This is a genomic window from Pseudomonas sp. PMCC200344 (assembly GCF_030053095.1).
GTDB classification, from domain to species: Bacteria; Pseudomonadota; Gammaproteobacteria; order Pseudomonadales; family Pseudomonadaceae; genus Aquipseudomonas; species Aquipseudomonas svalbardensis.
Genome location: NZ_CP125618.1, coordinates 3,453,694 through 3,474,753, shown reverse-complemented (window position 1 = coordinate 3,474,753; position 21,060 = coordinate 3,453,694). Strand labels below are relative to the sequence as shown.

Sequence of the window (21,060 nt, the reverse complement as noted above, 5' to 3'; positions counted from 1 at the left end):
GCTGAGGCTCGCCGAACAGATGTCAGGCAGCCTCTGGCGAGCAACGGGTGCACCCGCTGAAAGTCAGACGGCAACGTCACTCTGCAGCAGGGCTTCGGCCATGCCCGTCATGATTGCGCGCTTGCCGGTGAAGGGTTCACGACCGTGTACCGCGAGCATGTTGTCGATGAACAACACGTCGCCCTGCTGCCAACTGAACCGCACCAGCGAGTCGAGGTAGGCTGCTCGCAGGGACTCCAGTACTTGCGGTTCGATCGGTTCGCCGTCGCCATAAAAGGTGTTGGTAGGCAGGTCGAGGTCGTTGAAGTTGCTTTGCAGCGAATCGCGGATCGCCGGGGGCAGGGTGCTGATGTGGAAGAAGGTCGCGTGGTTGAACCAGACTTCTTCGCCGGTACGCGGGTGACGCACCAACGCCGGCCCACGCTGGCGGGTGCGTAAGCGGTTGTTTTCTTTCCATTCCACTTCGATGCCAACGCTGGCGCAGTAGGCTTCCACTTCGCTGCGGTCTTCGGACTGGAACACGGTCTGCCACGGCAGGCCGAAGCCGTCGCCGTAATTGCGAACGTACAGCACACCTTTTTCACGGAAACGTGCTTCGATCTCGGGGCTGATGCTCGCCTTCACGGCACGAGTCGAGCCGATCGGCGTTTCGCCACCGGTTTCGGACGGGATATGGCAATAGAAGAACAAACGCAGCGGAAAGCGTGGCGAATAGGAATGTTCGTTGTGCGGGAAAATCATCTGGTCGGCCGGGTAATCGGTCGAGGTGTAGATGTTGCCGCCGACCCGGGTGCGCGGCGAGGCGCGGAACATGTATTCCAGCGCGCCGGGGGAGAGGGCGGCGATCACTTGGTCGAATTGCTCCACGGACAATACGGAGAAACCGCGAAACAGCAGGGCACCGTATTGCAGCAGTTTCTTCTCCAGGCTTTCACGTTCCCGGGTTGCCCAGGCAACCAGATCGACGCCGCTGACCGCCGGCTCGATCACCAGCGGCAAGGCGTGGTCGGGGCTGAGCAAACGCTCGCTGACCAGTTGCTGTTCCGAGACGTTCATGGCTTTGCGGCGCACAGCGCCGAGGGCGCGAGACGATGGGGGCACGATAGACATAAAGGCATCCAACTCGGTTAAAGGGTCAAGGAGCGACGTTTGGTTTGCATCAGCTGGCTGCGCCCGGCCAGGGCTTGGGACTGCTGGCGTTCGCGCTGAAACGTTTGATCCCATGCGTCGAGGCGTTCGGTCAGTGCCGGCAGCGGCTCGTCCAGTAGGTTGCGGGTTTCGCCCAACAGACGCGTCCACAGATGTTGCAGGCGCAAGGCGCGATCCTGATCGAAGCAGTCGCCGCGGTATTTGAGGGTTGCGTCGATGCCTTCGGTGCCATGCACCAGATCGAGCACCAGGTGGAAATCGCCCGGTGCCTGCGCTACGTCCAGCGCGGCCATGTGCGCCCCGGCGATATCGGTCGGTGTTACACGCGACGGTTGATAGTTGAGCTTGACCTGGAACAGCGGCGAGTGACCGGGACGGCGCTCCGGTGCCAGTGCCGACACCACCAGATCGAAAGGCAGGCCCTGATGGGCGTAGGCCTGCCGCGCGCCATCGCGGACCCGCTCAAGAAAACCAGCCAGGGTCGGCTCACCGCGCAGGTCGCAGCGCAGGGTCAATTGGTTGACGAAGAAACCGATGACGTCGTTGTGTTCCGCCAACGGCCGGCCGCTGACATCGGTACCCAGCAGAAATTGCTCCTGGCCACTCAATTGCTTGAGCACCAGTTGATAGCTGGTCAGCAACAGCATGAACAGCGTCATGCCGTGTTCGCGGGCCATGGCTGCGAGGTGTTCGCAGATGGCCTGAGGCACGGTGAAGTTCAGGCTGTGCTCGCCTTGAGTCTGGCCGCTGCCACCCAGGTCGAGGGTTTGAGGCACATGCGCCAGATGCTCACGCCAGAAGTCCTGTTCGGCAGCAATACGTTGTGCGCTCCAGTGTTCGGCTTCCCAGTGGGCGAAATCCAGGTACTGTACCGGCAGTTCGGTGTTGGTGACGCCGGCCAGTTCCGCGAGCAACACTTGCGCCGAGCGGCCGTCGAACGCGATGTGATGCAGGGTCAGCAGCAGGTCGTGTCGCTCGTCGTTGCGGCTGAGCAGTTGTGCGCGCAGCAGCGGGCCGGTTTCCAGTTCAACCGGCGTAGCGTGTTCATTGGCCAGACAATCGTGGAGTGCTTGCTGTTGCTGCGGCTCGCTCCGGTTACGCAGGTCGTGCCAGGTCAGTGGCACGGCGCTGGCCGGCAACACCTGTTGCTGCGGGCCATTGACCCCGTCGCGATACACCGTACGCAATACGCTGTGACGGTTGACCAGCGTGTTCAGCCGTAGCGCCAGGGTCTCGATATTCAGAGAGCCTTGCAGGCTCAGGTGCAACACCAGGTTATGCCGAGTGTTGTCGGGGTTCAGTTGACGCAAGAACCACAGGCGGCTTTGGGCGAAGGATTGGCGACTTCGGCTGAAGTTTGCACGGGTGCTCGAGACGCTGGGCGCCGGGGCTGAATCGCTCAGGTATACCTGCAAGGCCAGCGCCCATTCTGCCAGGGTCTGTTCACCGAACAGACTTTGAATATCGAGGTTCCAGCCCAGATCCTTGTGCAGTCGGGCGGCGAAGTCGGCCACGCTGATGGAGTCCAGGCCCAGTCCGATCAGGCTGAGTTCGAAGTCTGCCGCGAGGTACGGATTGACCTCGCGCAGGGTTTGCTCCAGCCATTGGCGGCACGCGGTTTGCGCGAGATGTGGCGCATTGCCGACCCGATGCCTTAGTTGAATGAGGTCGATGGTGTCGTTGCTCGAGGCGAGCTGCCCACCGCTCTGGGCGATGATGCTCAACGTGCCTGCGGCCAGTTGTTTGCGCGCGCCTTGACGGGCGATCTTGCCGCTGGTGGTCATCGGGATGGTGCCGGCTTCTACCAGCACAATCTGATCGATGCCGCAGTCGGCGGCTTCGCGTACGGCGTTTTGCATCGATGCAAACAGCGCAGGATGATGCGCCGGGTCGACGAACTTGCGTTGTGGCTCGGCGACGATCACCAGTTTCTCGCGGCCCAGCAGTGGGTCCATTTCCGAAAACGCGGCGATGCGCCCGGTACGAATGCCCGGCTCGGAATCGGTAATGGCGAATTCGATGTCGTGGGGGTACAGGTTGCGTCCGTTGAGAATCAGCAAGTCCTTGAGACGCCCGCAGATCACCACCTGACCTTCGTGCATGAAGCCCAGGTCGCCGGAACGCAGGTAATGGCCCGGCTCGCCGACAATGCGTGCTTCAAAGGCTTCGCGACTGGCTTCTGGTTTTTTCCAATAGGCTTCGGCGTTGCTCGGGCCCCTCAGCCAGACTTCGCCAATGCGGTCGTCGGCGCAGCGCTCGTGACTCTGAGGATCAGCAATGGCAATGTCATGCAAGGCCTGCGGGTAACCGCAGGCGACGAATTCCACGGCGGCGGCATCGGTGACCGCCAGAGCAACACGACCGGTTTCCAGCACTGCTTTATCCAAGCGAAGCACCACCGGCAGCGCGTCGGCTGGCGTGGCGCTGACACACAGCGTGGCTTCGGCCTGGCCATAACCGGGGCTGATGGCCAAAGGGTTGAGGCCGCAAGCGGCAAAGCGCTGGGCAAAGGCTTCAAGGGTGCCGGGGTGGATCGGCTCGGCGCCGTTGATTGCGTGTTGCCAGGCACTCAAGTCGAGCTGGGCAATCAGGTTGTCGCTGACCACCCGATTGCACAGGGCATAGGCGAAGTTGGGGGCAAAACTGGCGGTGGCGCGGTAGCGGCTCAACGCCTGAAGCCAGGTCGACGGCGCGTTGACGAAAGTCTGTGAAGCCATCAGGTAGCAGGGCATACCGCTGTAAAGCGGGGCCAGCATGCCACCGATCAAACCCATGTCGTGGTACAGCGGCAGCCAGTTGACCATCCCGCCATGCTCATCGAAACCATAGGCCTGGCGCATCAGTTCGACGTTGGCGATCAGGTTGCGCTGACGCACTTCAACGCCTTTGGGTGTGCCGGTGGAGCCTGAGGTGTATTGCAGGAAGGCAACGGTCGCACCGTCGACATCCGGACGCATCCATTCACTGACCGGCGGCAGACCGAGGTCCTGGACGGTCGACACGTCGACCTTGCCTTCCACCAGTTCCAGCAAACCCTGGCAATGTTCCTCCGGTGCCAGAATCAGTGCCGGCTGTGCATCCACCACCACGTTGCGCACGCGATCGAGGTGGCGCGGTTTGCGTGACGGCGGCGGAAACAACGGCACGGCGATCAGGCCGGCATATAAACACGCGCAGAACGCACGGGCGTAGTCGAGGCTGCTGGGCAACATCAACAGCACACGATCGCCTGACGCATAGCGCGATTGCAGCGCGGCCGCCAGGGATTGGGACTGCTCGTGCAGTTGGGCAAAGGTCAGGGTTTCGCCGATCTCGACGCCGTCCGGCAAGAAGTGCAGGGCAGCACGCTGCGGGAAGTGCCGGGCATTGCCCTCCAGCACTTCGATCCAGTGATTGAATGAGAACATGGTGGGATTCACGCCATGGCAACGATGACTTTGCGGTCACCGGTGTAAGGATTGCGGCCGTGTGCGACCAGTCGATTGTCGAGCATCAGGATGTCGCCGGGTTGCCAGGGGAAACTGATGGCGGTCTGGCGATAGACCTCGCGCACGGTATCGAGCACCTCATCGGGAATCGCCGAGCCGTCGCCGAAGTAAACATGGCGAGGCAGGTTCTCTTCCCCCACCGCGGCGAGCAGACTGGCGCGCACGCCCGGCTCAATTGCCGAGACGTGAAACAGGTGCGCCTGATTGAACCAGACCCACTCACCGGTATCAGGATGCTGCAGCACGGCCGCGCAACGCTGGCGTGTGCGTAGGTCGCCATCGGCTTTCCATTCCCACTCGATGTCGTTGTCCCGGCAGTAGCGTTCAACCTGGGCGCGGTCCTCGGTGTTGAACACTTTCTGCCACGGCAGATCCAGCGCGCCGCTGTAGTTACGTACATAGAGCAACTCGCGACTGGCGAACAGTTCGCGGATCTCGGCGGGCATGCGCTGGTAGATCAGGCGGCTGTCAGCGATCGGGGTTTCGCCACCGGTTTCGCTGGCCTTGATGCAGTGGAACCAGATGCGCGAAGGCCACGGTCGGGTGTAGGCCTGCTCGTTGTGCAAAGGAATGAATTGATGGGCCGGGTATTCGGTAGAGCTATAGACCCCGGCGAAGACTTTGCTGCGCGGCGTGGAACCAAATTCGTAACTGGCCAGCGGTGCGCCGAAACTGGCGGCGAAGCGCTTGAAGTCGATGGGTGTGGCGACAGTGAATCCTCGAAACAGCACACCACCCGTGGTGGTCAGCGCATGGGGCAACGCGTCCCGAACTGACGGGTCGAGATTATGAATCGACTGTCCCGGCGTCGCCTGCACCAACACGGGTAACGACTGCTCGTTGCCATCCGGTGGAGCAATGGAGAAAGACTCGGAACGCCCGCTCAGGTGTTCGATTGAGGTCATCCTTTGCGCATCCTTTTTTATCTTTATTCGGCCAGTCGGGGCGGTTTGGGCAGGCCTTGAAAACAGGGCAGAGGCCGCCGTTGCAGCGTTCGACTGAAATGTATTCGCTCTGATACACGGCGGCATATTAGATGTTAATGAGATGGATTATCAATAGTATTCCTTTAAGTTTTTTTTTGGATTAGACTCCGCACCGCTGACCTGAATGAGCATTTGGTCGGCCGGAAAAACAAAAAATATCTGTCGCATGGGAGCGGGGCGTGAATTTCAAAAAGAATACAATTGCGTTGGCTGTGGGGTCGGCGGTCTGCCTGGCTAACAGCGCATGGGCGGCCGAGCAGTCGAACACAATGGAGATCGCTCCGATCACGGTGACGGGTGAAAAAATCAACCGTTCCCTGGAGAAAACCCAGTCGAGTGTCGTTGTGGTGACCGGCAAGCAACTGCGCGAGAAAGAGGATCACGACCTGGTTGATGTGTTCGCCCGTACGCCGGGTGTCTACAACCAGTCCGGCAACGAAAACTGGGGTATTCGAGGCGTGCCGGTATCCGGTTTCGAAGACCAGGGCCCGGCCACGCTCAACGGTGCTGTTTCGGTGTTCGTCGACGGCGCCGTGCAACCGAACCGCGCACTGACCCTCAGCCCGATGCCGCTGTGGGACGTCGAGCAGGTCGAAGTGTTCCTCGGTCCGCAGTCCACTACCCAGGGCCGCAACTCGCTGGCCGGTGCGGTCGTCATCCAGACCAAGAACCCGACTTTCGAACCGAGCCTTTCATTACAGGGCAACATGGGCAACTACGGTGAGAGCGGAGGGGCGCTTGCTGGTGGTGGCGCGATCGTCGATGACAAGATCGCCGGTCGTATCGCCGTGGATTACCAGGACGGTGACGGTTACATCGACAACATCGCACTCGATAATGATGCCAACCCGACCCGCACCTACAATGCCCGTGGCAAGCTGCTGATCCTGCCGAACGACGATCTGGATGTGCTGCTGACTTACGCCCACGGTGAAAGCCGCAAGGGCGATAACTCGGTCATGCGCGAAAACGGCAAGGTCCGCTATTACGACGTGTCGTCCGACACCAAGGCTTTCGACAAACTCGAACAAGACACCGTCAGCGCCAAGGTGGATTACCGCCTGGACGACAACTGGTCCATAACCAGCCTCACCGCCAATACCCGTTCGGACTACGACGCCCGCCTGGACTTCGACCAGACAGCCGATGCCAACGAGGTCGTTCTGCGCAAGCAGGATGGTGACCTGTTCAATCAGGAGCTGCGCCTGAACTACACCGGTGACACGGTGAAGAGCTTCATGGGTGTCTACTACGGCCACAACACCAACAACTTCCACGACCGGTTGTTGTTTGACAACGAACTGGTCGGCACCGTCAAGGGCGATACGACGATAGAAAACAAGGCGGTGTTCGGTGAAATCAACTGGACGTTCGCCCCGCGCTGGACACTGATCACCGGGCTGCGCTACGACCACGAGAAGAACGACACCGATATCGAACAGGATGACTTCTCCTCCTCGGGCAAAACCAGCAAGTCGTTCGATGCCGTATTGCCGAAGCTGGGTATCGACTATGAACTGGCTGCCAATCAGTACGTAGGCTTTATGGTGCAGAAAGGCTATCGCGGCGGTGGCGTCAACGTTCGTACCGGTACCGGTCACGAAGCTTACGATCCGGAGTACACCACCAACTACGAGCTGTCCTACCGAGGCTCGTTCTTCGACCAGACCCTGCGTACCCGCGCCAACCTGTACTACACCGACTGGAAAGACCAGCAGGTCAGTTCGCTGGATCCGAACACCGAGTTCGTTCACGTGTTCAACGCCGGACGCAGTGACATCAAGGGCCTGGAAGTCTCCGTCGAGAAGGACTTCACCGAACAGCTGACCCTGACGGCCGGTGCCTCCGTTACCGAAGGCAAGTACAAGGACTTCGTCACGGGCGATGGCAGGGACATGAGTGGCGAGGACTTCCTCTATTCGCCCAAGTACAAGATGTCGCTGGGCGGTACCTATCGCTGGAATGACCGGTTGACCCTGAACACCGACGTCATTTACCAGAGCACCTCGCCGTCGGAGTACGAGTTCGATGACGCGGGTCAAGTCACTGATGAGCGCAAGAGCGACGCTTACTGGCTGGCCAACTTCAACGCCGAGTACAAGATCACCAAGAACATCGCCGTATCCGGTTACGTGAAAAACGCCTTCGACAAGGAATACATCACCAACAACCGCAGCGGCGACATCATCGATGTCGGTGCCCCGCGCACTGTGGGTCTGGTTCTGCGTTACGACATGTAAACCCAAGGGCGCGGGGAAGCCGATTCCCCGCGTCCGGCTTTACGGCTGTCGCTGCCTGAAACGTTCGTTTTCAGGCAGCCCTGTTCCTTTCCAAACCCAGCCTCCCTGGAGGAAATCATGAGTGCTTTTTCGAATGTCACGTCGGGTGGCGCGCAACAGCTACGCCTGTTGCACACCGGTCTGTCGAGCCCTTACTGCCTTGATCCGACGCCGATGCTGGAGCGCCAGCAACAGCAGGAATCCAACGCCCGCAGTTACCCTCGGCGCATTCCGCTTGTGCTCGAACGAGCCCATGGTATTTATGTGCAGGACAGTCGCGGACAAGTGTTCGTCGATTGCCTGGCCGGTGCCGGCACCCTGGCGCTGGGTCATAACCACCCGGTGATTATCGAAGCCATCACTCAGGTCATGGCGGCCGGTGTGCCCATGCACACTCTGGACCTCATGACGCCGGTGAAGGATGCATTCGTACAGGAAATTTTTGGCTGTCTGCCTACAGAATTCGCGCGCAATGCGCGCATCCAGTTTTGCGGCCCAAGCGGGGCCGACGCGGTCGAAGCAGCGCTGAAACTGACTCGCACCGCCACCGGACGCCATTCGGTGCTGGCGTTTGAAGGGGCTTACCACGGTATGACCCTAGGGACACTGGCGATCAGCGGTAACCTGTCGCCGAAGAATGCCCTCGGCGCCTTGATGCCAGGTGTTCAGCGCCTGCCGTTTCCCCATGATTACCGTTGCCCATTCGGTGTGGCCGGTTATCAGGGTGTGACGTTGAACGTGCGTTACCTCGAGCATTTGCTCAACGACCCGGAAAGCGGTGTCACCGCACCGGCAGCAATGATTCTGGAACCGATTCAGGGTGAGGGCGGGGTGATTGCCGCGCCGGACCGCTGGCTTCAGGAGCTTCGTCGATTGACCAAGGCCCACGGAATTCCGTTGATCGTCGACGAGATCCAGTGCGGCATCGCCCGCAGCGGCAGGATGTTCGGCTTTGAGCAATCGGGTATCACGCCTGACGTCATTACCTTGTCCAAAGCCATCGGTGGCGGTCTGCCGCTGTCGGTCATGGTCTACAACGATTCGCTGGATGTCTGGCAGCCGGGTGCCCACGCCGGCACGTTCCGTGGCAATCAACTGGCAATGGCCGCGGGCACCGCGACCTTGCGTTTCATCCGCGATCAAGGCTTGGTGGCACACGCCGAAACCGCTGGCGCGCATCTGCGTAAGCAGTTACAGATGCTGCAAAGCGAATTTGCCTGGATTGGCGATGTTCGCGGTCGTGGTTTGATGCTCGGCATGGAAATCGTCGACCCGCAAGGCGCCCTCGACGTACAGGGTCACCCGCCGGTAGACGCGGTCCGGGCCAAGGCCTTCCAGCAGGCTTGCCTGAAGCACGGTTTGATCGTCGAGCTCGGCGGACGCCACGGTGCGACCGTCCGCTTCTTGCCGCCGCTGATCATCACCGGACAGGAAATCGATTTCGTCGCACAAATCCTGTTCCAGGCAGCGAGCTCGATCAATGAGCGCTCCACGCGTTAATGATCTGCCGATGCACAGGGTTTTCCGACACGGAACGGCAAGCCCGTTTTGGTTTTGAACAGGGACTGATAATGCGTAAGGCTTTAGCGACGATAAAACCGACGTGGGTGCTGGCGACCGTATTGGCATTGAACGGCTGTGGAGCACAGGATCAGTCCGCTGAACACAGTACGTCGCCGCCGCAGGTCAAGACGCTCACCGTGCAACCCCGACCGTTTGCCATGACCTCAGACCTGCCTGGCCGAATCGAACCGGTGCGCATCGCCGAGGTGCGCGCACGAATTGCCGGTGTTGTGTTGACCCGTCATTTTGAAGAGGGCAGCGACGTCAAGGCTGGTCAACTGCTTTTCAGCATCGACCCGGCACCACTGAAGTCCGCCTTGATGCGGGTCGAAGGCGCCCTGGCCAAGACTGAGGCGGATGTCTATCGCGCCAACGCTCACGTACAGCGCTACAAACAACTGGTGGAAATCAACGCTGTCAGCCCTCAGGTATTCGACGACGCGGTCTCTGATCTCAAGAGCGCCAAGGCTAACCGCCTGGCCGCTCAAGCCGATGTGGCGACCGCCCGACTCAACCTCGGTTACTGTCAGGTGCGAGCGCCGATCAGTGGCCGTATCGGCCGCGCCCTGGTCAGCGAGGGCGCACTGGTAGGCCAGGACGAAGCCACGCAAATGGCGCGGATTCAGCAACTGGACCCGATTTACGCCGACTTTACCCAGTCCGTCGATCAGATCGTGGCCTTGCAGCAAGCCGTCGCCAGTGGCCGGTTGACCCTGACTGGAGCGGGCGCAGCGCAGGTGTCAATACAACTTGGCAGCCCGACACAAACCCGACAAGGCAAGCTGATGTTCTCCGATATTTCGGTCGATCGAAGCACCGGGCAAGTCACCTTGCGCGGCGAGTTTCCGAATCCGGACAGCGTACTGCTGCCTGGCATGTATGTGCGGGTCGTAGCGCCGGCGGGGATCGATCCGCAAGCGTTGTTCGTGCCGCAGCAAGCGGTGCAGCGTGGTGTCGACGGCCAGGCCAGGTTGATGCTGGTGGACGCCCAGGGGATGGTGCGCGAACGCGTGGTCAGCACCGGCGCGATGCTTGGTTCCGACTGGCAGATCACTCAGGGGCTAGTGGCCGGCGAGCAAGTGGTGGTCGAGCGCGCCGACAAGCTCAGTGTCGGCACCAGGGTCAACATAATCACCTCGGCCGAACAGCAGGCCCATAACTGAGGGCGTGACGCTTTTACCCACGGTTGTTAGCCAGGATCTTACCGATGCCCGATTTTTTCATTAACCGTCCGAACTTCGCCTGGGTCATCGCGTTGTTCATCGCGCTGGCAGGAGCGCTGACCCTGGGCACCTTGCCGGTCAGCCAATACCCGGACGTAGCACCGCCGCAAATCAGTGTCAGTGCCAGCTACCCCGGTGCCTCGGCGCAGATCATCAATCAGAACATCACCAGCCTGATCGAGGAGGAGCTCAACGGCCTCAAGGATTTGCTGTATTACGAATCCAACAGTGCCAACGGCAGTGCAGAAACCACCATCACCTTCAAGCCGGGCATCGATCCCGACATGGCGCAGGTCGACGTCCAGAACCGCTTGCAACGGGTAGTCGGGCGCTTGCCCCAAGCGGTGATCGAGCAAGGCCTGAAAGTGGAACAGGTACGTGCCAATTTTCTGATGATCTATGCCTTGTCCTACACCGATGGGCAGCAGGATTCGATCGGGCTGGCGGATTACGCCGCGCGGGGCATCAATAACGAGATTCGCCGCGTGGCCGGAGTAGGGCGGGTGCAGATGTACACCGCCGAACGGGCCATGCGCATCTGGGTCGATCCTGCCCGGCTTGTGGGTTACAACCTGTCGATGGCCGATGTAAGTAAGGCCATCGCCGGACAGAACGTGCAAGTACCCGCCGGCAGCATGGGCGAACGTCCGGGGCCTGTCGAGCAGCACATTACCGCCACCGTCATGGTGCAGGGTCAGCTCGAATCCGTGGAGGCGTTCGGCAACATTGTGCTGCGGGCCAATGACGACGGCTCCAGTGTCAGGATTCACGATGTGGCCCGAGTCGAACTGGGTCGTCAGGACTACCGCTTCGACGCTCGCCTGAACGGCAAACCTGCGGCGGCCATGTCGGTGCAATTGGCGCCCGGTGCCAACGCGCTGCAAACGGCGGCGGCGATCAAGGCCCGGCTGGATCAACTGTCGAGCACGCTGCCAACGAACATGACGCTGAGCGTGCCTTATGACACCTCATACTTTGTCGACGTGGCGATCAAGCAAGTCATCTATACCCTGATCGAAGCCATGGTGCTGGTGTTCCTGGTGATGCTGCTGTTTTTGCAGAACCTGCGTTACACGCTGATTCCGGCCATTGTGGTGCCGGTCTGCCTGCTGGGCACCCTCGCGGTGATGGCGCCGCTGGGGTTTTCGATCAACATGATGACCCTGTTCGGCATGGTGCTGGCCATTGGCATTCTGGTGGACGACGCCATTGTCGTGGTAGAGAACGTCGAGCGCTTGATCACGCAGGAGCGCCTGTCGCCCAAAGACGCGACCCGCAAAGCGATGCAGCAGATCAGCGGGGCGATTGTTGGCATCACCCTGGTGCTGGCGGCGGTATTCCTGCCGTTGGCGTTCATGGGCGGTTCGGTGGGGGTGATCTACCAGCAGTTTTCCATGGCGCTGTCGGTGTCGATTCTATTCTCCGGGTTCCTGGCGTTGACCCTGACGCCGGCCCTGTGTGCCACCTTGCTAAAACCCTTCGACCCGGCGAAAGAGCTACGACCCAACCGCTGGGCGAACGGCTTCAATCGACGCTTCGATGCCTTGGCCCGGCGCTACGAGCGGTTCAGTTCGAGCTGGGTCCGGCGCAGTACCCGCAGCATGGGCCTGTACCTTATGTTGTTGCTGGTACTCGCTTTTGCCTATCACCGATTGCCATCCTCATTCATGCCGTCCGAGGATCAGGGCTACATCATCACGGATATCCAGCTACCACCTGCGGCTTCGGCTTCGCGCACGGATGTGACGGTGCAAGCGTGGGAGCACTATGCCCTGGCGCAACCCGCCACGGATCAGGTGCTGGCAATCATGGGGTTCAGTTTTTCCGGGGTCGGCGCTAACGCGGCGTTGTCGTTTACCAGCCTCAAGGACTGGTCGGTTCGCGGCGATGGCCAGGCCAGCGACGCGGTGGCCCGACGCGCGAATGAGGCTTTTGAGAACGCCGCTGACGGCACGCTGTTCAGCGTGGTGCCGCCGCCGGTGGACGGCCTCGGCACCTCGAACGGTTTCGAGTTACGGTTGCAGGATCTGGCAGGGCAGGGGCACGAAGCGCTGTTGAAGGCCCGAACCCAATTGCTGGAGGCGGCCAAGGCGTCGCCGGTGATCGATTACCTGATGGAGGATGGCCTTGCGGATGCGCCTCAGATCAATGTCAGCATCGACCGCGAAAAAGCCGAAGCCCTCGGCGTGAGTTTTGATGTGATCAGTTCAGCGTTGTCCTCGGCGCTGGGTTCGGAACAAATCAATGAGTTTGCCAATCAGGGGCGGATGCAGCGGGTGATCGTTCAGGTGGACGGCATCAGCCGCCAGACGCCTGAAGCGCTGCTGCGCCTGCAAGTGCCCAACCGACAGAACCGATTGGTGCCACTGGAAGCCTTCAGTCGTTTTGAGTGGCAGGTCGGGCCACTGCAGATCGCGCGCTACAACGGGTCGGCGTCGCTGCGCTTTTCCGGTGATGCCGCGCCGGGTTACAGCACCGGTCAAGCCATGGAAGAACTGCAGAAAATTGCCCGTCAGTTACCAGCCGGTTTTAGCCTTGAATGGGCCGGGCTGTCACTTCAGGAACAACAGGCCAGCGATCAGGTGCCGCTGCTGGTGGGGTTATCGTTGATCGTGGTGCTGCTGGTACTGGTGGCGCTGTATGAAAGCTGGACGATTCCCTTTGCCGTGCTGTTGATCGTGCCTGTCGGCATGCTCGGTTCGGTGGCCGCGGTGACGATCATGGGCCTGCCCAATGATGTCTATTTCAAGGTGGGGCTGATCACGATCATTGGACTGGCGGCGAAGAATGCAATCCTCATCGTCGAGTTTGCCAAGGCACTTCACGTTCAGGGCGCGAGCCTTGCGCAAGCGGCGGCTCAGGCCGCGCGTCTGCGTTTTCGTCCGATCGTCATGACGTCCCTGGCCTTCATTCTCGGCGTGGTGCCTCTGGCTATTGCAACTGGTGCGGGAGCTGCCAGCCAGCGAGCGATCGGCACAGGCGTGATCGGCGGTATGCTGGCGGCGACAGTGCTCGGGGTCTTGTGGGTGCCGGTGTTCTTTGTCTGGGTCTTGTCCGCGGCAAATCGGTTGCGTAGTCGCCGTGTCAGCCTCACCGAGCCCGTGGCAGACGATGGAACGCGGTAATGTGGATTCAGCTCCCACGTTACATTTTGCGGGCGCCGTTATGCCGGGCTGATGTGTCGGTCAGCAGTTTTTTCGATGTGCTTTGATTGTCGGGTAACTGGTCGCTGAGGTCCCAGATTTCAAGCATTTTGGCGTACTCGAATGAGTGACGCGGATCGGTCTGAATCCACTGCTGAAACGCCAGGCGTTCTTCGGTCGTACAGGTGTCATCTTGCAGTCGCATACACCAATGCGCAGCTTGAGTGAGGATTTCTTCGTCCATTTCGCAAGGGTTGGGGGGATTCATTGACAGCTACCTGTATGGCCGGACAAGCCCCTCTACGAGAGCGATTGGTAAAAAAATGTCAAAAAAACCAAAACAAAACAGTCTTGCATCTAAATCTGGAGACTTGGACTCGAAGAATCTTTGCAAACCGTACATTTCTGAAAAGGAGTATTCGCATGTACAACCACTCAGCATCGGCACCCCCCGTTACGCAATTGCAATTCCAGAGAGCGGCAACTCAACGAGCATCCGAGTCAGATCGCGGCACAAATAAACATATCCGTGAGTTGCTGCGTTACTACGGACTGCGCACCAGCTTGATCCGCTTGAAAGTTATCGAGGCCTTGCTGATCGCCGCCAGAGATGGACGTTCCATCAATGCGCGCGACGTGCATGCCTACCTGGAATCATTTGCTGCCGAGTTGTCGTTCATTTGTGTGCGTGAAGTGCTCAAACGCCTATGTGATGAAGGTGTAATCCTTTTTCAACCAGACAAGAGATACATCTTTACCACCGAAGCCTGCGCAATACTGGAACAGCACTCCGGTCGTTGAAGGCCTAAGGTGCCTCATCACTGGCCGTTTTTGGCTGTGGATTCAACCGGTCGATGCAACAGATTGGCTAAACCTTCAGTTCTTTCGTGTTCCGCGTATAACCAACGAAAGCTACGGGTCAAGGTATGGGCTGGTGGATTCTCACTAAACCCCAGAAACGACAAAGCCCTGAATAATCAGGGCTTTATCGGTACAAATATGGCGGAGGCGATGGGATTCGAACTCATGGACCTGTTACAGTCGACGGTTTTCAAGACCGTTGCCTTAAACCACTCGGCCACACCTCCGTTTGCGTTGCGGGCGCCATAATACCTGAATGAAACACACTGTCAAACTCTCTGCATGGCTTGTTACAGAGCGTCTGTTATGATCTTTGCGACTGAACGTTTCAAACCAACAGGAGTGTCGCCATGCGCGAACAGGATTACGCAGTTAATAACAGCGTGCAGGCTGAGCAGCTAGAGGTTAGCCGCGTCCTGCGCAACACTTACGGCTTACTCGCTCTCACCCTCGCATTCAGCGGCGTGATGGCGTTTGTCGCGCAGCAGATGCGTGTCGGCTACCCGAATATTTTCGTGGTGCTGATCGGTTTCTACGGCCTTTTCTTCCTCACCAACAAACTCCGTGATTCGGCCTGGGGGCTGGTGTCGGCATTTGCCCTGACCGGTTTCATGGGTTTCCTGCTCGGCCCGATCCTCAACCGTTACCTGGGTATGCAGGGCGGCGCCGAGGTGGTCAGTTCGGCCTTCGCGATGACTGCGCTGGTGTTCGGCGGTCTGTCGGCTTATGTGCTGATTACCCGCAAGGACATGAGCTTCCTGGGTGGTTTCATCACTGCAGGCTTCTTCGTGCTGCTGGGTGCGACGCTGGCGAGCCTGTTCTTTCAGATCAGCGGTCTGCAACTGGCGATCAGCGCAGGTTTCGTGCTGTTCTCCTCGGTCTGCATTCTGTTCCAGACCAGCGCCATCATTCACGGCGGCGAGCGCAACTACATCATGGCGACCATTAGCCTGTATGTATCGATCTACAACCTGTTCGTCAGCTTGTTGCAGCTGTTCGGCATCATGAGCCGCGATGACTAATCGTCAGCCTTGAGGAAAAAACCCGCTTCGGCGGGTTTTTTCTTGCCTGCGATTTGAGTTAAGGGTCACGCCATCGGTGGCAAGCGGCGCTTGACCGGGGTTTTCTTGACGATTGCAGTGTTGGTTTCGGCGTGGGTGTTTAGACGATCGAGCAGGGTGTCCAGTTGTTCCATCGAACGCACATGCAGGCGGGCGATGAAACAGTCGTCGCCGGTGACTTTGTCGCACTCCGTGAACTCCGGGATGGCCTGAATCTGCCGTTCCACTTCCTGCAACTGGCCTGGCAGCGGACGAATACGGACGATGGCCTGGAGTTGATAGCCAAAGCATTTGGGGTCGATCTCGACGGTGTAACCCTTGAGCACACCACGCTCTTCGAGGCGGCGCAAACGCTCGGCGACGCTGGGCGAAGACAGGCCGCTGATTTGCGCCAGAGCCTTGAGCGAGCGGCGTGAGTCTTCCATCAATGCCGTGATCAGCACTTGGTCGATATCGTCGGTCATGGCGAAACCCCTATTAGGCAAAAAATTCAAACCGCCTTGATAAAAAAGGCAGATTTCGAGTTTAGCCTGCTTTTTGCGCTGGAGAAGCTCCTCGGCGGATTGGCATACTTTGGGCTCAAACACAGGAGTCTGATGATGGACAAAACAATACGTCACGGGTCATTCGAAATGACCGCCGCCATGCTGATTTCCGGGACCATCGGCTGGTTCGTGCTGGTGTCCGGGCAACCGGTGCTGGACGTAGTGTTCTGGCGTTGCGTGTTCGGCGCCGGCACGTTGTTGCTGATCTGCGCGGCATTCGGCTTCCTGCGCCCCGGCATTCTGACCCGCACCACCTTCTTGCTGGCCGTGCTCAGCGGCGTGGCGATTGTCGGCAACTGGGTGCTGTTGTTTGCTTCTTACTCCCGCGCCTCGATTGCCATCGGCACCGCGGTATACAACGTTCAGCCGTTCATGCTGGTGGGGTTGGCCGCGTTGTTCCTCAACGAGAAAATCACCCTGCAGAAACTGTTTTGGCTGGGCATTTCGTTTCTCGGGATGCTGGCGATTGTCAGCGCACATGGCGGGCAGGGCGAGAGCGGCAATGATTACCTCATAGGCATCGCTCTGGCGCTGGGGGCGGCATTCCTTTACGCGATTGCCGCGTTGATCATCAAACGACTGACCGGCACACCGCCGCACCTGATCGCGTTGGTCCAGGTCACCACCGGCGTGCTGTTACTCGCGCCATTCGCGCACTTTTCGGCACTGCCGCAAGCGCCGAGCGCGTGGGCCAGTCTGGTCACCCTGGGCATTGTCCACACCGGCGTGATGTACGTGCTGCTCTACGGCGCGATTCAAAAACTGCCGACGGCACTGACCGGTGCGTTGTCCTTCATCTACCCGATTGCGGCGATTTTCGTTGACTGGTTTGCCTTCGGCCATCGCCTGGAACCGCTGCAATGGATCGGTGTTGCCGCGATTCTGTTGGCCGCTGCCGGCATGCAACAAGGTTGGAGCCTTAAGTTTCGTCAGACGGTGACGACGCAGTAAGCCGTAAAGAAACGTCACATGTTCCAGCGCGGTGCTGTCTTGGCCAGGCGCTGGCGCATCTCGTCGATGTTGGCGGCTAATTGCCGGACCAATAACCGATAGCCGTCCAGCTGATTGTAAACCGGCGCGGTCAGGCTTGAATCCGACGGCAGTTCGACGGGCCGACTGAGCCGCTGGGACGCACCGGATTTCAGCGCCCGGGCCATACCGATCAGTTGCACCCGAATCAACCGATGTTCGGCTTTCAAGGCCGATTGCAGATGGGCCATGGCGTCCGGGTCACTGGCATCCGGTCGGGTGTTGCCGAGGATTTCCAGGGTGCTGACGCACATCCGCAAGTGGCGCTGAATGGCATCGAGTTCGGTCATGGAGATCCGTACTTCCTTGGACACCGACGGCATCAACGAGCGCAGTTGCACCATCACCGTGTTCAGGCGGCCCACCAGTTTATGGTGTTCGTCATCGGTGACCGATTGGCCATTGATGATGCGCCCGTAGATCGTCGCGCAGTCGCGCAAGGCATCGGCCAGGTTGTAGCGCCAGGAATAAACCGCGTAGAGCGGCAAGGCGAAAGAAAACGCCAGGGCCAGGGCGATGCCGATCAGGATGTCCACCCCACGCCACAACCCGTCGGTGATCGGATTGTCGCCATGCCCCGCGACGATAAACACGGTAATCGCCGAGAGCAACGCGGTGTAACCGCCCTTGCCGATGGCGTGGTACGAGAAGAACCCGCAGACCACGGCCATCGCGAAATAGGTCAGCCACGGCATCCCGAGCCAGGCCTGTTGCGCCACCAGCAGCAAGCCGACGCCGGCTCCGATCAAGGTGCCGATGGCGCGTTCGGCGGCTTTTTTGCCGATGTTGCCGTGGTGCTGCAAACCGCCAATCACCACCAGCATCGTCACCGACGCCCACTCACCGTGGGGCAGATTGATGCCGGTGGTCAGCAGGATCGTTGCCAGCAACCCCAGCGACACACGTACCGCGTGGATCACTCTGGCGTGGCGATAGCGCCGGTACGGGTCCAGCAAAGGACGCAGCAGTCGGCGCATTAGCGGTGGCAGTCGATGGGCTCTGAATGTGCTCAGGCTCGGTCTCCTCAGAAGATGTAATCGGTGGTCAGGAAGCTCGAACTGCGTCCGCTGATGATCTCGCTGATGAGTTCTTTGTTGGTTTCCTGGAACTTGGTCGCCACCAGTGTCCGGATCGAGAACACCCGCAACGCATCATGCACCGACAGCGTGCCTTCGGCGGAGTTCTTGCGGCCGTTGAACGGGAAGGTGTCCGGGCCGCGCTGGCACTGGGCGTTGAGGTTGATCCGGCCGACCTGGTTGGCGAAGGTGTCCACCAGCCGGCCGACCGCCACCGGGTTGGTGCCGAAGATACTCAGCTGCTGGCCGAAGTCCGATTCCAGGACGTAATCGATCACCGTGTCCAGATGCCGGTAAGGCACGATCGGCACGACCGGGCCGAACTGTTCTTCCTGATAGACGCGCATTTGCGGCGTTACCGGGTACAGCACGGCGGGGTAGAAGAACGAAGCGCGGGCTTCACCACCATTTGGGTTGACCACGGCGGCGCCTTTGCTCACGGCATCCGCCACCAGCGAGTGCAGGTAATCGACTTTGCTCGCTTCGGGCAACGGCGTCAGCGCCACACCGCTGTCCCACGGCATGCCGGGTCTGAGGTTGGCGAGTTTGGCGTTGAATTTCTCGATGAACGAGTCGACCACGTCTTCATGGACGAAGAGGATTTTCAACGCGGTGCAACGCTGACCATTGAACGACAGCGAGCCGGTAAGTGCTTCGCTGACCGCGTTGTCCAGATCCACCTCAGGCAGCACGATGCCGGGGTTTTTCGCGTCCAGGCCCAACGCCGCGCGCAAGCGGTGCGGCTTTGGATGCAGTTTTTTCAGGTCGCTGGCAGCTTTGTTGGTGCCGATAAACGCAAAGATATCGATCTTGCCGCTGGCCATCAGCGCGCTGACGGTCTCGCGGCCACTGCCGTAGATCACGTTGATCACCCCGGCCGGGAAGCTGTCGCGGAACGCTTCCAGCAACGGACGAATCAGCAGCACACCCAGCTTGGCCGGTTTGAACACCACGGTGTTGCCCATGATCAGCGCCGGGATCAGCGTGGTGAAGGTTTCGTTCAGCGGGTAGTTGTAAGGTCCCATGCACAACGCCACACCCAGCGGTACGCGGCGGATCTGGCCGAGGGTGTCCTGTTCCAGTTCGAAGCGACTGGAGCGGCGGTCGAGTTCCTTGAGCGCGTTGATGGTGTCGACGATGTAATCGCAGGTGCGGTCGAACTCTTTCTCCGAGTCCTTGAGGTTCTTGCCGATTTCCCACATCAGCAACTTGACCACGGCTTCGCGCTGTTCACGCATGCGTCCGAGGAAGGCTTCTACGTGCTGGATGCGTTCGGCCACCCGCATCGTCGGCCATAGGCCCTGGCCCCGGTCATAGGCACGGACGGCGGCGTCGAGGGCGGTCAATGCGGTGTCGGCATCGAGCAACGGCGTGCTGCCGAGGATCACTTGTTCGTCGCCATTTTCGCCGGTCAGGTACACCGGGCTGCGGACTTGGGCGAGGGGCCCGGACCAGGTTTTCAGCTCGCCGTCGACCAGGTATTCACGTTGCTCGGTCTGGCCGTCGAGTCGGTATTTTTCCGGAATGTCGCTGGAGTCGGGAAACAGGTTGCCAAGGATGTGTGCTGTGGTCATGTCGCTACTCCATGTGATGTAAGCCATGCGCTGGCGGCTTGCCGTTCAGATTCACTTCAAAGGTTATACGCCTTATTGGCACGACTTTTTAAGTGCCGATCTCATGATCCCGCGATCTTTTGACCTGAGAACACACAACGGCCGATGCTGCGGTTAAACTTCGCGCTCTTTCTAAAGGAGTTCATATGAGTTACTACCAGCCGGGCATTCTCGCCACCCCAGTTCCGCCTCAAGCCCGTCATATGTTCTTCGCACTCGAATCCGCCGCTGCATTGCCGGCCGCATTGGAGAATCTTAAGGGACTGGTGGACGGGAAGTCGGCAGTGATCGGTTTCGGTGAATCCCTGGTCAAGGCTCTCAAGGGGCAAATCGAAGGCCTGCGCGCCTTTCCAGCGTTGACCGGTGTCGGCGTCGACAACCCGTCGACCCAGCACGCGCTCTGGTGCTGGTTGCACGGTGTCGACCGTGGCGAATTGCTCAACCGCAGCAACGCCATCGAAGCGGCGCTGGCCCCGGCCCTGCGCCTGGTGCAGATGAACGAAACCTTCCGCCACCTTACCGGCCACGACCTGACCGGTTATGAAGACGGCACCGAAAACCCTCACGACGAAGCCGCCGTCGCCGCTGCGCTGGTGAGTGACGGCGCTGACGGAATGGTCGGCGGCAGTTTCGCTGCGATTCAGCAGTGGCAGCACGACCTGAAGGGCTTCCACGCGATGCCGTCCCATGAGAAGGACAACATCATGGGGCGTCGTTTGAGCGACAACGAAGAGATCGACGACGCGCCGATCTCTGCTCACGTGAAACGCACCGCCCAGGAAAGCTTCGCCCCCGAGGCCTTCGTGGTGCGCCGTTCCATGCCCTGGATCGAAGGCGATCGCGCCGGCCTGATGTTCCTGGCCTTCGGTTTCTCCCTCGACGCCTTCGAAGCTCAACTACGCCGCATGAGCGGACTGGAAGACGGCATCACCGACGGTTTGTACCGCATCAGCCGGCCGATCACCGGCGGCTACTATTGGTGCCCGCCGCTCAAGGACGGTCATCTGGACCTGCGCGCGCTGCGCATCGGCTAAACATCAAGGA

Annotated in this window: 15 protein-coding genes and 1 tRNA gene; 8 read left to right on the top strand and 8 right to left on the bottom strand. The window is 59.8% G+C overall.

Translation table 11 applies throughout. From position 1 onward, the window contains the following. Positions 1–63: 63 nt before the first annotated feature. The 3 genes from QFW87_RS15740 to QFW87_RS15730 are packed head-to-tail and all read right to left on the bottom strand — an operon-like array spanning position 64 to position 5,542. Positions 64–1,110 (bottom strand): TauD/TfdA family dioxygenase, encoded by a 1,047-nt coding sequence (locus QFW87_RS15740; protein ID WP_283188194.1) that lies wholly within the window; start codon positions 1,108–1,110, stop codon positions 64–66. Positions 1,111–1,127: 17 nt separating this feature from the next. Next, the gene (locus tag QFW87_RS15735) at positions 1,128–4,556 is read right to left on the bottom strand and encodes a condensation domain-containing protein (protein WP_283188193.1); all 3,429 of its coding nucleotides are present in this window, start codon (positions 4,554–4,556) and stop codon (positions 1,128–1,130) included. Positions 4,557–4,564: 8 nt separating this feature from the next. Continuing rightward, positions 4,565–5,542, bottom strand: coding sequence for a TauD/TfdA family dioxygenase (locus QFW87_RS15730; RefSeq protein WP_283188192.1), 978 nt, complete (start codon positions 5,540–5,542; stop codon positions 4,565–4,567). Positions 5,543–5,802: 260 nt separating this feature from the next. On the opposite strand from QFW87_RS15730, the gene QFW87_RS15725 reads away from it, so the two are divergent. The 4 genes from QFW87_RS15725 (at position 5,803) to QFW87_RS15710 (ending at position 13,813) form a co-directional block, all read left to right on the top strand. Then, positions 5,803–7,863 (top strand): TonB-dependent receptor, encoded by a 2,061-nt coding sequence (locus tag QFW87_RS15725; protein WP_283188191.1) that lies wholly within the window; start codon positions 5,803–5,805, stop codon positions 7,861–7,863. Between the two features lie 117 nt (positions 7,864–7,980). Further along, the gene (locus QFW87_RS15720) at positions 7,981–9,402 is read left to right on the top strand and encodes a diaminobutyrate--2-oxoglutarate transaminase (RefSeq protein ID WP_283188190.1); all 1,422 of its coding nucleotides are present in this window, start codon (positions 7,981–7,983) and stop codon (positions 9,400–9,402) included. A 71-nt stretch (positions 9,403–9,473) separates the two neighbouring features. Then, positions 9,474–10,628, top strand: coding sequence for an efflux RND transporter periplasmic adaptor subunit (locus QFW87_RS15715; RefSeq protein WP_283188189.1), 1,155 nt, complete (start codon positions 9,474–9,476; stop codon positions 10,626–10,628). Positions 10,629–10,672: 44 nt separating this feature from the next. Further along, on the top strand, positions 10,673–13,813 hold the full coding sequence (locus tag QFW87_RS15710; protein WP_283188188.1) for a multidrug efflux RND transporter permease subunit: 3,141 nt from the start codon (positions 10,673–10,675) through the stop codon (positions 13,811–13,813). Between the two features lie 19 nt (positions 13,814–13,832). Here QFW87_RS15710 and QFW87_RS15705 read toward each other — a convergent pair whose 3' ends face one another. Then, positions 13,833–14,099: a DUF4880 domain-containing protein gene (locus QFW87_RS15705; RefSeq protein ID WP_283188187.1), complete on the bottom strand. Its 267-nt coding sequence runs from the start codon at positions 14,097–14,099 to the stop codon at positions 13,833–13,835. 155 nt (positions 14,100–14,254) lie between these two features. On the opposite strand from QFW87_RS15705, the gene QFW87_RS15700 reads away from it, so the two are divergent. Next, positions 14,255–14,632 carry a fe2+ zn2+ uptake regulation protein gene (locus QFW87_RS15700; protein ID WP_283188186.1) on the top strand — a complete coding sequence of 126 codons (378 nt, stop codon included), beginning with the start codon at positions 14,255–14,257 and terminating at the stop codon, positions 14,630–14,632. 199 nt (positions 14,633–14,831) lie between these two features. On the opposite strand, the gene QFW87_RS15695 is transcribed toward QFW87_RS15700, so the two are convergent. Then, positions 14,832–14,919, bottom strand: a tRNA-Ser gene (locus QFW87_RS15695). 123 nt (positions 14,920–15,042) lie between these two features. Here QFW87_RS15695 and QFW87_RS15690 point away from each other — a divergent pair. Continuing rightward, on the top strand, positions 15,043–15,714 hold the full coding sequence (locus tag QFW87_RS15690) for a Bax inhibitor-1/YccA family protein (RefSeq protein ID WP_007898177.1): 672 nt from the start codon (positions 15,043–15,045) through the stop codon (positions 15,712–15,714). A 65-nt stretch (positions 15,715–15,779) separates the two neighbouring features. Here the strand turns inward: QFW87_RS15690 and QFW87_RS15685 are convergent, their stop codons facing one another. Continuing rightward, positions 15,780–16,217 carry an Lrp/AsnC family transcriptional regulator gene (locus QFW87_RS15685; RefSeq protein WP_008155029.1) on the bottom strand — a complete coding sequence of 146 codons (438 nt, stop codon included), beginning with the start codon at positions 16,215–16,217 and terminating at the stop codon, positions 15,780–15,782. 135 nt (positions 16,218–16,352) lie between these two features. On the opposite strand from QFW87_RS15685, the gene QFW87_RS15680 reads away from it, so the two are divergent. After that, complete coding sequence (locus QFW87_RS15680; RefSeq protein WP_283184068.1) at positions 16,353–17,249, top strand: DMT family transporter; 897 nt, start codon at positions 16,353–16,355, stop codon at positions 17,247–17,249. 14 nt (positions 17,250–17,263) lie between these two features. Here the strand turns inward: QFW87_RS15680 and QFW87_RS15675 are convergent, their stop codons facing one another. Both QFW87_RS15675 and QFW87_RS15670 read right to left on the bottom strand, forming a co-directional pair. After that, a complete protein-coding gene (locus QFW87_RS15675) occupies positions 17,264–18,304 on the bottom strand; it encodes an FUSC family protein (protein WP_283184069.1) in 1,041 nt (346 codons plus the stop codon). Between the two features lie 47 nt (positions 18,305–18,351). Further along, entirely contained in the window at positions 18,352–19,977 is a 1,626-nt protein-coding gene (locus QFW87_RS15670; protein ID WP_283188185.1) for an NADP-dependent glyceraldehyde-3-phosphate dehydrogenase, read from the bottom strand. 185 nt (positions 19,978–20,162) lie between these two features. Between QFW87_RS15670 and QFW87_RS15665 the strand changes: the two genes are divergently transcribed. Beyond that, positions 20,163–21,050, top strand: coding sequence for a Dyp-type peroxidase (locus QFW87_RS15665; RefSeq protein WP_283188184.1), 888 nt, complete (start codon positions 20,163–20,165; stop codon positions 21,048–21,050). The last annotated feature ends 10 nt before the right edge of the window (positions 21,051–21,060 follow it).

Bases quoted from the DNA above. Each gene is read 5' to 3' on its own strand.
- QFW87_RS15735 (WP_283188193.1), bottom strand. From the start codon at position 4,556: ATGTTCTCATTCAATCACTGGATCGAAGTGCTGGAGGGCAATGCCCGG.
- QFW87_RS15685 (WP_008155029.1), bottom strand. From the start codon at position 16,217: ATGACCGACGATATCGACCAAGTGCTGATCACGGCATTGATGGAAGAC.
- QFW87_RS15665 (WP_283188184.1), top strand. From the start codon at position 20,163: ATGAGTTACTACCAGCCGGGCATTCTCGCCACCCCAGTTCCGCCTCAA.
- QFW87_RS15705 (WP_283188187.1), bottom strand. From the start codon at position 14,099: ATGAATCCCCCCAACCCTTGCGAAATGGACGAAGAAATCCTCACTCAA.
- QFW87_RS15715 (WP_283188189.1), top strand. From the start codon at position 9,474: ATGCGTAAGGCTTTAGCGACGATAAAACCGACGTGGGTGCTGGCGACC.
- QFW87_RS15730 (WP_283188192.1), bottom strand. From the start codon at position 5,542: ATGACCTCAATCGAACACCTGAGCGGGCGTTCCGAGTCTTTCTCCATT.
- QFW87_RS15740 (WP_283188194.1), bottom strand. From the start codon at position 1,110: ATGTCTATCGTGCCCCCATCGTCTCGCGCCCTCGGCGCTGTGCGCCGC.
- QFW87_RS15690 (WP_007898177.1), top strand. From the start codon at position 15,043: ATGCGCGAACAGGATTACGCAGTTAATAACAGCGTGCAGGCTGAGCAG.
- QFW87_RS15710 (WP_283188188.1), top strand. From the start codon at position 10,673: ATGCCCGATTTTTTCATTAACCGTCCGAACTTCGCCTGGGTCATCGCG.
- QFW87_RS15700 (WP_283188186.1), top strand. From the start codon at position 14,255: ATGTACAACCACTCAGCATCGGCACCCCCCGTTACGCAATTGCAATTC.
- QFW87_RS15675 (WP_283184069.1), bottom strand. From the start codon at position 18,304: ATGCGCCGACTGCTGCGTCCTTTGCTGGACCCGTACCGGCGCTATCGC.
- QFW87_RS15680 (WP_283184068.1), top strand. From the start codon at position 16,353: ATGGACAAAACAATACGTCACGGGTCATTCGAAATGACCGCCGCCATG.
- QFW87_RS15720 (WP_283188190.1), top strand. From the start codon at position 7,981: ATGAGTGCTTTTTCGAATGTCACGTCGGGTGGCGCGCAACAGCTACGC.
- QFW87_RS15670 (WP_283188185.1), bottom strand. From the start codon at position 19,977: ATGACCACAGCACACATCCTTGGCAACCTGTTTCCCGACTCCAGCGAC.